This window comes from Amphritea atlantica (genome assembly GCF_900111095.1).
GTDB lineage: Bacteria > Pseudomonadota > Gammaproteobacteria > Pseudomonadales > Balneatricaceae > Amphritea > Amphritea atlantica.
This window is the reverse complement of the sequence record NZ_FOGB01000015.1, coordinates 25,014-37,731: the sequence shown is the minus strand read 5'-3', so window position 1 is coordinate 37,731 and position 12,718 is coordinate 25,014. Positions and strand designations below refer to the sequence as shown.

The 12,718-nt window shown below is 49.1% G+C and carries 13 protein-coding genes; 8 read left to right on the top strand and 5 right to left on the bottom strand.

From position 1 onward, the window contains the following. Positions 1 to 75 precede the first annotated feature (75 nt). From BMY09_RS18405 to BMY09_RS18395, 3 genes are all read left to right on the top strand, one after another. Positions 76 to 447, top strand: a complete 372-nt coding sequence (locus BMY09_RS18405) for a YacL family protein (protein ID WP_175483593.1) — start codon at positions 76 to 78, stop codon at positions 445 to 447. A gap of 265 nt (positions 448 to 712) precedes the next feature. Further along, entirely contained in the window at positions 713 to 1,459 is a 747-nt protein-coding gene (locus BMY09_RS18400) for a substrate-binding periplasmic protein (RefSeq protein ID WP_091361152.1), read from the top strand. A 51-nt stretch (positions 1,460 to 1,510) separates the two neighbouring features. After that, positions 1,511 to 3,949, top strand: coding sequence for a putative bifunctional diguanylate cyclase/phosphodiesterase (locus BMY09_RS18395; protein ID WP_245756627.1), 2,439 nt, complete (start codon positions 1,511 to 1,513; stop codon positions 3,947 to 3,949). Here the strand turns inward: BMY09_RS18395 and BMY09_RS18390 are convergent. Then, positions 3,944 to 4,906 carry a DUF6635 family protein gene (locus tag BMY09_RS18390; protein WP_091361150.1) on the bottom strand — a complete coding sequence of 321 codons (963 nt, stop codon included), beginning with the start codon at positions 4,904 to 4,906 and terminating at the stop codon, positions 3,944 to 3,946. The two genes, BMY09_RS18395 and BMY09_RS18390, sit on opposite strands and share 6 nt — an antisense overlap. 351 nt (positions 4,907 to 5,257) lie before the next feature. Between BMY09_RS18390 and bufA2 the strand changes: the two genes are divergently transcribed. The 3 genes from bufA2 (at position 5,258) to BMY09_RS18375 (ending at position 7,481) form a co-directional block, all read left to right on the top strand. Then, on the top strand, positions 5,258 to 5,719 hold the full coding sequence (gene bufA2, locus BMY09_RS18385) for a BufA2 family periplasmic bufferin-type metallophore (protein WP_217647473.1): 462 nt from the start codon (positions 5,258 to 5,260) through the stop codon (positions 5,717 to 5,719). Positions 5,720 to 5,802: 83 nt separating this feature from the next. Next, positions 5,803 to 6,666 (top strand): MNIO family bufferin maturase, encoded by an 864-nt coding sequence (gene bufB, locus BMY09_RS18380; RefSeq protein ID WP_091361148.1) that lies wholly within the window; start codon positions 5,803 to 5,805, stop codon positions 6,664 to 6,666. Further along, positions 6,663 to 7,481: an HvfC/BufC N-terminal domain-containing protein gene (locus BMY09_RS18375; protein ID WP_091361146.1), complete on the top strand. Its 819-nt coding sequence runs from the start codon at positions 6,663 to 6,665 to the stop codon at positions 7,479 to 7,481. The genes bufB and BMY09_RS18375 overlap by 4 nt, the downstream gene beginning before the upstream one ends. Before the next feature lie 59 nt (positions 7,482 to 7,540). Here BMY09_RS18375 and BMY09_RS18370 read toward each other — a convergent pair whose 3' ends face one another. The 3 genes from BMY09_RS18370 to BMY09_RS18360 form a co-directional block, all read right to left on the bottom strand. Next, positions 7,541 to 8,665, bottom strand: a complete 1,125-nt coding sequence (locus BMY09_RS18370; RefSeq protein WP_091361144.1) for a GGDEF domain-containing protein — start codon at positions 8,663 to 8,665, stop codon at positions 7,541 to 7,543. Positions 8,666 to 8,855: 190 nt separating this feature from the next. Then, positions 8,856 to 9,362 carry a hypothetical protein gene (locus tag BMY09_RS18365; protein WP_139203219.1) on the bottom strand — a complete coding sequence of 169 codons (507 nt, stop codon included), beginning with the start codon at positions 9,360 to 9,362 and terminating at the stop codon, positions 8,856 to 8,858. A gap of 112 nt (positions 9,363 to 9,474) precedes the next feature. Further along, positions 9,475 to 10,074, bottom strand: a complete 600-nt coding sequence (locus tag BMY09_RS18360; RefSeq protein ID WP_091361138.1) for a TetR/AcrR family transcriptional regulator — start codon at positions 10,072 to 10,074, stop codon at positions 9,475 to 9,477. A gap of 121 nt (positions 10,075 to 10,195) precedes the next feature. Between BMY09_RS18360 and BMY09_RS18355 the strand changes: the two genes are divergently transcribed. Further along, the gene (locus BMY09_RS18355; RefSeq protein WP_091361136.1) at positions 10,196 to 10,738 is read left to right on the top strand and encodes a carboxymuconolactone decarboxylase family protein; all 543 of its coding nucleotides are present in this window, start codon (positions 10,196 to 10,198) and stop codon (positions 10,736 to 10,738) included. Positions 10,739 to 10,954: 216 nt separating this feature from the next. Further along, positions 10,955 to 12,076 carry a GGDEF domain-containing protein gene (locus BMY09_RS18350; RefSeq protein ID WP_091361134.1) on the top strand — a complete coding sequence of 374 codons (1,122 nt, stop codon included), beginning with the start codon at positions 10,955 to 10,957 and terminating at the stop codon, positions 12,074 to 12,076. 55 nt (positions 12,077 to 12,131) lie between these two features. Here BMY09_RS18350 and BMY09_RS22465 read toward each other — a convergent pair whose 3' ends face one another. After that, a complete protein-coding gene (locus BMY09_RS22465; protein WP_261832950.1) occupies positions 12,132 to 12,254 on the bottom strand; it encodes a hypothetical protein in 123 nt (40 codons plus the stop codon). Positions 12,255 to 12,718: the final 464 nt, after the last annotated feature.

The following is a 12,718-nucleotide window of genomic DNA, read 5'->3' as shown; positions in this document are numbered from 1 at the left end:
TCGATGGGTCATGCTGACTAAAGCACAATCTATTACTAATTTAATCTATAAAAAATGAGCCTGGAGAGTAATACTGTGGACTACGACTTCACCCACGATATATACGGTGCTTTCCGGGCTGAGTTTTCGATGGGTCATGAAGCACTGGGGTACTGGCTGACCTATGAGTTACGCAGCCGCCAGCCAGTTATTACTGAGCTGCTGGAGATTATCGCAGAGTTGAAAAACCATCAGCGAATCGATTATCTGATGGAGGGGGCGGAATACAACCTCCTGCTCACCCGGGATGAAGCCGTGGTGCGAGCTCACGCACTGGATTCAGCATTTGAAGAGCAACAACCGGAAGATAATCTGGTGTTCTATGACCAACAGTCAACGGCCAGCTGTGGCCTGGATGATTTTATTGAGATTATTGATGGCTGGCAGCAGTTTACCTCAACAGAGTAAGCCCGGCCGGGCAACGGGTGTGGGCTGACGCTGTTAATTCGTTCAGCCCCCTTAGGGCTTTGCATTCGCCAAAAGTCGCTTAAGCGACTATTCTCAAAGATCAGGTTGTAAACCGTAGGCAGACCTATATCGATGTAATGTATATAGCCTGTAGTAAACAGCCATTCTGGTCACTTTATAGCCCGGTCAGTCTTGTTTTGTCATCAAAAGGCCCCGAATATATAGGTACAAAACAAGCATCTGTTTACATTTGAGAGGGATCTGAATGTTTTCACGTTTACACAAATCGGTTTTGGCTGTCTTACTGACATCACTGAGCTACGTTGCTGCTGCCGGTGGTCATCAGCTAGAGCTTTATACGGTTAATTTCCCCCCCTATACCATTATTGAGCCGCAAAACACTATCCGCGGTATCGATGTAGAGGTTGTCACTGCGGCGTTTGCCGCCGTAGGCATTGAAGCGATCATCACCGAAGCCCCCTGGAAACGCATCCTTAAAAACATGGAACACGGCAGAGTGGCCGGCACCCTTTCCTGTGCCCGAAATGCACCCAGAGAGAAATTCATGCTGTTTAGCGAGCCGATTAGTGAAAATATCTGGGGAGCAGTAACCTCCCGGGATTTTGATTCCCACAACCTGTCTCACTTATCAGATATTCAGGGCTATGAGGTGATCGCCGTGGCTGACTGGGGTCAGTCTCAGCAGCTTAGTCAACACAACCTGCGTCATTCCGTCACCCCCGATATAGACAGCGGCATCCGTTCGGTGGTGTACCGCAATGTTGATCTGTTTTATAACGGCAAACTGCCATCCCTCTATCATGCCCAGAACCTCGGCCTGCAGGATAAGATTGCTTTCCACCGGTTTGAGGATATTGAGAGCACCCCCTTACACCTCTGTCTCAGCAGGCTTTACCCTGACAGCCAGACACTGTTAGAACAGTTCAACAGTGGGCTCAATAAAATTAAACATTCTGGAGAGTTTGATGCGATATATAAAAAATATAACTGATCAGGCGCTAAACGGATTGGCAATTTTGTTGCTGCCATTACCGGGGGTGTAATGTTGCGTTTTAAATTTATTCATCGTCTCGCCTTTAAGCAGGCAAGGTCTGTTTTACTCATCTCCTTAGTACTGGGGATGATCTCCACCGGTTGGCAGATCTACAATGATTTTGATCTGGAAAAACATCATCTCCAGCTCACCGTTTCGCAGATTACCCAGTTACATAAAGAGTCTGCCGCCCGTGCTGTGTATAATCTGGATGATGCCCAGGCAGAAGAGATTACCTCAACGCTGATATCCAACCCCTTTATCTACCATGCTGCAATCATCGATGACTTTGGCGACAAGCTCGCCGAAAGGATCCGTCAGCCAGTCGCGAAAACATGGCTAGCCTCGCTGGGGAACCATCTGTTTCAGATCAACAGTCACATCGAGGAACCCTTAAGCATCAACCCGTCTGATCAGGATGATGCCCGGCTGGTGATTGACCTGGACACCGCCCATATCGCTAATAACTATGTTCGCCGCGCCATGACCAGCCTCTCCGTGGGCCTGATTTCAAGCCTGATTCTGGCAACTATTTTTTTACTGTTAATCTATCGTTATCTGTCTCAGCCTATTCTGGATATTGCCCACTGGGTTAATCAACTGCGGCAAAGTGAGAGCTGCCCGCCCCTGCCCTATGATAAACCCGACGAACTGGGTGAGCTGGCCACAGGCTTTGCCCGCCTCTGGGAGGAGCGAAAAGATAAAACGGATCAACTCAACGACACAATTGAGCGTCTCTCCAAAAGTGAACATTTGTCCCGTTCACTGATGGATAATGCTGGTGATGCGATGTTTCTCTGTCTGCCTGATGGTTCAATTGTGCGGGCCAACCATCAGGCAGCGGACTCCCTCAAATGTAACGAAGCAGCCTTTACCGGTCGCTCCCTGGCGGAATTCAGCAACAACTATTCAACCGAATCACTGCAGATCCTGTTTACAACGATTGAAGAGAAACAGGTCAGTACAATTGAAGATATTCAGATCAGTACTCAGGGTGACACCTTCCCCATTGAGGCCCGTTGCATCCGGATGTGCCTCGATGATAACGACTATATTCTGATTCTGGCCCGGGATATTTCGGTCAGAAAAGAAGCGGAAAAACAGATCTATGAGCTGGCGTTCTTTGACACCCTGACCGGGCTGGCTAACCGCCGACTGTTTATCGACCGACTGAAAACCGCCATGAAATTCCATCAGGACAATCAGCGCTATGGTGCGGTGCTGTATCTGGATCTGGATCGTTTTAAAACCATCAATGACTCGCTGGGGCATTCGATCGGTGATGCGATTCTCTGTGAGGTGGCAAAGCGACTGATTCAGATACTGCCTGAGAATGCGACCTGTGCCCGCTTTGGCGGAGATGAGTTTGTGGCGCTACTGCCCGATACCGGGAGTTCAGCCGAACTCTGTGCTGAGACCGCCGCCAACTGTGCCCTGCAAATTCTGGCAGAGCTGGTAGTCCCGTTTGAAGTGGATAACCACCAGCTATTCTGTAGCACCAGTATCGGCATCGCCGTTTTTCCGGATAAACATAACAGTGCGGCAGAAACCCTGCGCCATGCCGACACCGCCCTCTACCGGGTAAAAACGCTGGGACGTAACAGCTTTCAGTTTTTCGACCCGGAGATGCAATCCTCCGCACAGGAAAGGCTGGAGGTGGAAAAAGGGCTGCATCAGGCGCTTAACAACCATGAGTTCGAACTGTGGTTTCAACCCCAGGTTAACAGCGCGGACCAGATTCTCGGTGCCGAAGTACTGCTGCGTTGGAGACACCCGGATAAAGGTATTATTTTACCGGGATGTTTTATCCATATCGCTGAAGAGAGTGGTCAGATAGTTGAGATCGGTAACTGGGTTTTACTGCAAGCGCTGCAACAGCTGGCGGCCTGGCGTGAGCAGGGACTACCGGAGTCATTCAAACGCCTGGCTATCAATATCAGCCCATTGCAGTTTATGCAGGTTGATTTTGTTGATCGTGTACTGGAGATGCTGGACCAGACAGGCATTCCCGGGCTTCAGATAGAGCTGGAGATTACTGAAAATATGTTGCTGAACAATTTTGAGATCGCCAGCAACAAGATGAAACTGTTAAAACAGCGGGGCATCTCCTTTGCGATCGATGATTTTGGCACCGGCTATTCATCACTGCGATACCTGCACTACCTGCCGCTGGATATCCTGAAGATTGATCGCTCTTTTGTTACGGGCCTGCGTCCCTCTTCGGAACTGGCTGCTATTGTCGAGGTGATTATCGCCACCGCTGACCGGCTGAATCTGACGGTGATCGCCGAGGGTGTAGAGACCCTGAATGAAAGAAGCGCCTTGATGGAGCTGGGCTGTAACTGTTTTCAGGGCTATCTGTTTTCCAAACCACTCGATGCTAAACAGTTTTATCAGAAACTCTGCGCCTCAGTGGAATCTCAACTGTCAGAGTTAAACAATTCATAACACCCCTGCCCGAATCAGATCAAAACACTCCATAATCCGGGCAAGGTACTGATCTTTCGGGCGGAAGCTGTTGCTGCTATGCTGCAACATGTCCTGCTCCATATGACCGAGCATCTTATTAAGCCGGTAACGATGCAACCCGGTGGCCGCCTGTACCGGATCAGAGATAACACCGGACAGTGCAGCCAGTGCAGATAACAGGGACAACACCCCGGCAATAGTGGCCACCGTCACCCCTAAAGAGGGTGATGGCGGGAATACACTGTAATAGAGATTGCCCAGGGTTTCCCCCAGAATAAACTCACTGGCGGCCAGTTTTGTGCTGATAATCGTCGCCAGCATCAGCGCGATACCGATCCCTCCCGGGGTAAATTTCTGAAAGGCAAACGCGCCCAGCACAGTGCAGGAGAGAGTGTTAGTGATATCAGCCGACGCAGTGCGGGTGATGCGATACTGGGTCAGGGCTTCCTCGATAACCGGTTCCATCCGGGTATGAAACTGTTCAATATTGACACACGACATACCGCCCCGCTGATATAGCGTCCTCAGCTCTTCGGTTATGCACCAGCTCAGCGAGGCGTGGGGCTGATTGTGCTGCAACAGATCACTGAGCACCAGCTCACTGATATGGGTCTGCACCCGGGTGGTAAACCCCGCCGGGAAACGTCCCAGCAAACGGTATAACCAGCCTAGCCGGGGAAACCGGCCGACACAAAAGCGAATCAGACTCACCAGAGCAAACAGCGGTGCCCAGAACAGATTCACCGGTGCTCGTAAAACATCAGAGCCAAACGCTACCCGGTTGGTTTCGAGCGCCGCCGGATAGCTAAAATGTCGTTCGATGAAACCTGGAACCCGTTTCCGGCACTGTTGAAAGTACGTCTGGATACCTGCGACAACCGCCTGCTGAATATCCGCTTCGCCTACTGCCTGCTTATCTGAGTCTGACGGTTGCATGATGCCCTAAAATTCTGATCACGTTGACACAAAAAACATCACCAGCACTTCCGGATATTGGTCTGGGGGGAATGCTGATGCCCACGATGTTATCGACTGGATGGATCGGCTAAATAGTGTAGCGACTTCAGATAACAATGACAGGCCCCTGTTATTAAAAATTCATAAACCAGAAATCAGATGCCGGATTTTCAGGTTCATTTCAAGTTAATCATCAATACTGGTCTGGCATCCATTGAAGGTGTCTGGATTTCACCGTTTGAGAAACTACTTTTTACGGGCCTCCGTGATCAGTGATCTGATCAGCCCGACCAGGCAGGAGGCCACCACAAAACCAGAGGAAGAATAACAATGATCACCAATATGAAAACCAAACTTTCCGGTGCCGCTATCGCCATGGCGGCAGCAGGTCTGGCCGGCTGTATGGGGGCAAATGCCGCAAACTCGTCTACCGCGGCACCAACCGATACTGTCGAACTTGGGCACTGCTACGGGATCAACAGCTGTAAGGGCCATAACGATTGCAAAACCGCTAACAATGCCTGTAAAGGGATGGGGTCCTGTAAAGGACAGGGTTTTGTTACCATGCCAACTAAAGCCTGTACCGATGCCGGTGGTAAGGTGCGGGATGACTGGCGGGATCAGATTGCTAAAGCAGAGCTTACCCAATGCTTTGGCGTGAACGTCTGTAAAGGCCATAATGACTGCAAAACAGCAGATAACGCCTGTGCCGGTCACGGTTCATGCAAAGGCACTGGTTTTGTTTTGACCACTGCAAAATCCTGTGCGGATATCGGTGGCACAACTAAGTAAGCGAAGCTCTACGACTAAACGCTTTACCTGAAGCCCCTTTCCCAACGAGTAAGGGGCGTATCTAGTTACCTGATGGAGTTGCCATGAACGATCATTTTCTGGGCTTTGGCCTGGGGCTGCGAACCCAGCACTTTAATGATGTGCTTGAAACCCGCCCCGATGTCGACTGGTTTGAGATTATCTCAGAAAACTTCATGGTTGCCGGAGGCAAACCCAAATACTATCTGCACGCCATTCGAGAGCACTACCCGATGGTAATGCACGGCGTGTCGATGTCGATCGGCTCCACCGAACCACTGGACAAAGAGTATCTGCAACGCCTGAAACTGCTGGCCAATGAGGTACAACCACAATGGCTCTCTGATCACCTCTGCTGGACCGGTCTGGAAGGCGTTAATAGTCATGATCTGCTGCCGATGCCCTACACTGAAGAGGCGATTGAGCATATCGCCGGAAGAATCATGCAGGTGCAGGAAACACTGGGCAGACAGCTGTTGCTGGAAAACGTCTCCAGCTATATCAGTTATACCGAATCAGCGATGTCCGAGTGGGAGTTTTACAGTGAGGTGGTTGAACGGGCAGACTGCCTGATGCTGCTGGATATCAACAATATCTATGTCAGTTCACGCAACCATAATTTTGATGCACAGACCTACCTGAACTCGATCAACCCGGATAGGGTGCGCCAGTTTCACCTCGCCGGTCATAGCGACTATGGCACCCATGTGATCGATACCCATGACCATGATATCTGCGATCCGGTATGGGAACTGTATCGCCAGGCCCTGCATCGCTTTGGTGCCGTCAGTACGATGATTGAGCGGGACGATAATATTCCGCCGCTGAATCAACTGGTGGAAGAACTGCAGATCGCCCGCGATATTGCCGCCGGGATACTGCCCCGCCAACAGTCCGGCAAGCCAGTCGCAGCACTGGAGGCACGATGAGCCACTCAACCCGTTTACATCTGCGCCAGCAACAGATGATGGCGGCACTGCTGGCAGGCGATCAGGCGATTACTGAACATATCGCCGGCGATCAGAACCTCAATGCGGAGCAACGTCTGTCTATCTACCAAAGTGGCTACCGACTGCGCCTGCGGGAAGTCATCGATAATGATCACCCGGTGCTGGGCAGCTATCTGGGGGATGATCTGTTTGAACAGATGGTGGATGGTTATATCGAAGCCGTGCCTAGCCGATACCGCTCGCTCCGCCATTATTGTGACCCGTTACCGGAATATCTGCAGCAGGATTCATTTTTCAGCCAATACCCCCATATCGCTGAACTGGCAAAATTTGAACGCAGCTTACTATCATCGTTCGATGCCCCTGACCGGGACACCGCGGCAGTCAGCTCGCTGCAACAACTTCCCCCGGAGATCTGGCCTCAGCTGCAGCTGCGCTTTCATCCCAGCCTGCAACTGTTCACCAGCTATTATAATAGTGTTGAGATCTGGCAGGCGATCAAGGCCGAACAGCGTCCTCCTGATCCGACACCACAACCGGCCTGCTGGGTCATCTGGCGTAACCGGGAGAGACTCACAGAGTTTCGCTCCGCGCCCCCTTTGGAACAACGCTTAATACATAGTTTCTTTCAGGGAGACAACTTCACCACAGCGGCAGAACTCACAGCAGCCGAGGTCGGCGAAGCAACCGCAGCCGCGGAGTTACTCAACATTTTAGTGCGCTGGCTTGAACTGGGCTGGATCGCTCAGCTAACCGATGAAGCCGCACCGCCCAGCCTTAAGGAGGTAGAATAACCGCAGTCAGAAAAGACGATGTGCAGCCCCCCCGGCAGTGATATCTTTAAGTCTGAGCCTCACTTACCGCTTTGCACTAAGTTTACAAACGGATTATCACACCCCATCCCGTCCGCCAGAGTGATCCGGTTCCGCCCCTCCTGCTTACTCACATATAACGCATTATCCGCGCGCATAATGGTCTGCTCAATCGGCTCATCTGCAGACCATTGCGCTATCCCAAAACTAAGAGTGACGGGCGAATCGAGAATCTCATCATCAGCATATAACTGTTCCAGCCGCGGATAAACCTTCTCTAACAGCGTTTCTGCATCCCCGGCGGATGCATCTGATAGCAGTATCAGAAACTCCTCCCCACCCCAGCGAATCAGTGCATCACTTTTGCGGATAGTGGCTTTAAGGGCATCAGCTATCTGGCACAACACAATATCACCGACGGCATGGCCATAACGATCATTGATCTGTTTAAAGCGGTCGATATCCGCCATGACAACAGTAATTTGCTGCTTCTTTCTCAGCGCCTGCAGATATGCCTGTTCCAGCAGTACTCCTCCCTGTCTTCGATTATACAAACCGGTCAGGCTATCGATGTCAGCCAGTTTTCTAAGTTCGGCTTGCTGATTCAGATGAAATCCCCGCATAATCATAATGGCGAGAATCGACAGCATGCCCGACACCAGCATATTCACCAGTTTCATATAAAGCAGATATTCGCTAAACGGAAACTCAAACAGGGGTTCAAACAGGCCCACATTCAACAGCGCAAAAACCAGAACCAGCAGAATCGCGGTGATAAACACCCGAATACGACTACTGCTGGTATCCATAACAGCCAGGGCTGACATCGACCAGAGATAATACTGAAAGCCGGGATCTGGCCCCAGGTAGTAGGACACAACCACCGAGTGTAACAAGACTTCGCAGCAGAAAATCTGGATCGCCAGATCAATCCGGTACTGCTTACTCAAGCGGATGCCGTAAACCCATAACAGGACACTGATACAATTCAGACCGGCGAGCAACTCAACACCGGTAAAATAAAAAAAAGGGATAAGCAGGATATGCACCAGTGCAGCTATCGGCGCAATAAAAAGAATAACCTGTAAACGATGATAGTCTGTCTGAGTCGAACGATTATAGTTCGCGCTCTGAAACAACTGCTTAACACCATCAATCACATGCATCAGGACTCCAGACCATTATATATTATGGCTTTTGCCAGCAAGTGACATTATCGGTGTCCCGCCAGCCTGTAAGGAGTGATCAGAGTAACCTCTACAACAGTTACCTTTAATCAAAGTAATAAGGTCATTGGCTAAAGTCAATTCTAAACACTGCCACAGCGATCAGGCAGAACCTTGCCTGGCGCCCTGATTATGGTGTCACCAGCAGGTAGCGGTTTATGGCGGCCTGATCTGCGGTCAGCTTTTGCAGTACCTGTTGTTCCAGTTTCCAGTCTTTTTCAAGCAGGCTGTGTTTCAGATGGACTGACAACTTGTGCAAGCCAAAAAACAGATCGAACAGGCCATCCAGCTGATGCCGATAGATGTAGGCTTTCTGCTCGTAAAAAACCTGATCATAGTGGGTTTTATACTCTATATATTCCGGCGTCCACTCGTTATTACGGAACAGAATGAATCCATCAGCATCATTAGCAGCCTTATAAGCCAGATACTGTTGTTGCAGACGGTCACTTAACATCAGATAACGAGTCACCATCTGCTGGATGAAGGCTTGCTGGTTCGAGGGCTCTAACTGCTCATAAATAATGGTAGGTGTATCACCCTGTTGTTCATCACTACAGCCTGACAGCGCAAAAAGAACCAACAAAAGAGGAAGAATGGCAAGACGAGAACGAAAAGAGACAACAGAGATAACCATAACCAACAACACTATCTAATTTTTCAACAACTATAGCCCCTTTAGCTCCTGAATGACGTTACCACTATACATATTTTGAGTACTTAAACATGATAACAGGGGAGTCGTCGTATCAGTTCAGGTCTGACCGGGTTGAGATAGATTTAAATAAACCCGCAATTAACTCGCTGACCGATGCCATATTCCCACTGGTTTTCATATAGATACGCAATCCAATCATCTGCACCTGAAGCTGCTTCGCTATCATTCGTGGATCTGGATGACCTGCTAACTCACCCTGCTTTAGTGCCAATTGTAAAATGTCTGTAAACCGGTCTTCAGTACGCTTCAGCAACTCGCGGGACAGCTGCAATAAATCAGGATGTTGTTCATTAACTTCTGACAACGTTTTCACCAGCATACACACTTCACTTGGATTTGAATCCCGCTGGTCAACCACCACATTCTGGAAGAACCTTTCCAGCCCCGCCAAAGGTGATCTCTGTTCTGCAATATGACGCATCAGAATATCCGACATCTCTTTTGAATAACATTCTAATGCCTCGCTATAGAGCTTTTCCTTACTGCCAAACGCAGCATAAATACTTCCCGGACGCATATCGATCGCCTGCTGCAAATCCCGGGTTGAAGCGCCATTAAACCCCTTTTCCCAAAACAGCAGCATCGCTTTGCGAATAACATCTTCACGGTTGAACTTTGCAACATTCGCCATACTGGCCACCTTAATTTGAACAGTTGCTCAAATTCTAACTTGAACAATCGCTCAATATCAAATAATCTTTAATTTTGAGCAATTGCTCAAAATATAAATTCCAGCCGTTGAGGATGATCAAATGAACGATTTAAAAATACATACCATGGAAACAGCCCCTGAAGAGAGCCAGCCTCTTTTACAGAATTCGATAAAAAACTTTGGCTCTGTTCCCAGTCTTCATGGAGTAATGGCCGAGTCTCCTGTCGTGCTTGAGGCATACCAGATGCTTCATAAATGGTTTCAGGAAAGTTCATTTGATGCAGAAGAACTCACAGTCGTCTGGCAAACGATCAATGTTGAGCATGAATGTCACTACTGCGTTCCAGCCCATGCCGCTATTGCCAGGATGATGAAGGTTGATGATCAGCTAACGGCTGCACTTCGTAATCGTGAGCCGATGCCGAACTCAAAGCTCCAGGCTCTCCATGATACAACCCTTCTGATTGTCCGTAATCGTGGCCGCGTCGATGAAGCGGATATCGCTGCCTTCTACGCCGCAGGTTATACACAGAAGCATCTGCTGGAGATCATTCTCGGTCTGGCACAAAAAATAATGAGCAACTATATCAATCACCTGGCAGATACCCCTATCGATGAACGATTCGCTGCATTTGTAGCGTAAAAACCACCAACAAGGCCAGCCAATAACGCTGGCCTTTACAACCCATAGCGCATCTCTATCCGTTAATTTGTTCAAAAGTGCTGCAGTCATTATTCAACATAACCAGCCCAACCGTCTCAGATCATTGATACCAAGACTTCTGGTGGATATATACCATCCCCTGATCAGAGTAATATTTGTTTAAGTTTAATAGCAGAACACTTTCAGGGCATAACTATGGAATCTTTTCATTGGGACCAGGGGTTTCTGACAGGCATTGCCGATATCGATGATCAACACCACCACCTCGTGGATGTCATTAACAGCTTTGGCGAGCTTATTTCTGGAAGGGAAGCTCCAAACTATAGCGATGTTGAAGCGCTTTTCAGTGAACTGACAGAATACACCCATTACCACTTCAGCGAAGAAGAGGCCTTTATGGACGCTGCTGACTTAGATCCCCGCTACCTCATTCCTCATAAAGAATCACACCAGCACTTTATCAATGAAGTAGAAAAAATGCGCACGTCTATTACCCCGGCAACCATGGACCGTTGCGAGAAGGTGATGAAGTTTCTGGTGCACTGGCTGGCTTACCATATACTTGGGACCGATAAATCGATGGCTCGCCAGATCAGCCAGATTGAAGCAGGCGTATCTCCGGCTGATGCCTTTGAACAAGAGCAACAACATCAGGAATCATCGACGGGTCCTTTGCTTGCAGCTCTGACTGGATTGTTTCAACAGGTCTCTGAACGCAATCATGAACTGTACAAGCTAAACCAAACCCTTGAGCAGCGGGTAGAGGAGCGAACCCGGGAACTGGAAAACGCCAATCATAAACTGGAAGTTATCGCTCTCACGGATGCCCTTACTGGCCTTCCAAACCGGCGCCATGCATTGCAGGCATTTGAGCAGCTCTGGGGGGAAAGTGATAAAAACAACTCCCCGCTTTGCTGCATGATGATCGATGCTGACTACTTCAAGCAGATTAACGATACTTATGGGCATGATGCTGGTGACGAAGTCCTGCGACAGCTCTCACATACACTGAAAAACGCGGTGCGAAACGATGATATAACCGCACGTCTGGGGGGTGATGAGTTTCTGATTATCTGTCCGAATACAGACCTGAAAGGCGGGTTACAGGTTGCAGAAAAAATGAGCCTGGCCGTTAATGCTCTCAGAGTACCGGCCGGAAAAGAGGGTGAATGGAAAGGTAGTGTTAGTGTGGGAATATCCAGCCGCACCCCGGAAATGGCCGGACCGGATGACCTGATAAAAGCCGCCGATAACGGTGTATACCTGGCCAAGCAAAGTGGCCGCAACTGTATCAGAACCGCTCAGCCATCACTCTGAATTCAAGGCATTAAAAAGGCCGCAATGGCGGCCTCTTTACTGTCGATATAACGAATTACTTCTTGCTGTCATCGCTCATCAGTTTGCGAATTTTGATAAACGCCCAGATCATGGCGCCAGCCATTCCGGCAACCCCCAGCAGGCTGGGCCACAGCGTTTCGAACAGATACGGATCCATAACAGTTACCTTTTTTGTGTTTCAAACTTGGTATTGATACTACTCCTGATGCGATTCGCGAATATTGATATAACTCAATAAGTAGATTGATTCACCATTTTCCTCAAACGCCCCCTCACGGGCGGCCTGACTATCCCCTGCCCTCAGGTCACTCTTTCAGACAGGCACACGTCCCGCTATACACGTCACTGCAGTCTGGTGCTGCCTGATCATGCAGCACCAGACTGCGATAACAGCGCCATTCAGCACAGCGTTATTCAGCCAGACAGTCTCAGACAACAACCTCGCGGGTCGGCAGATTGGTCACCGGGATACACAAATCAACCGCTAAAAATCTAAATTTATTTATGACTTATCAAAAACTCATAACTAATAGCCAAAACATATTTTTAACTAAATAAGAATAGAAAAATACAATCACAACCCCCGCCTGAACAAAGAAATAAAATCTAATAAAATCAATA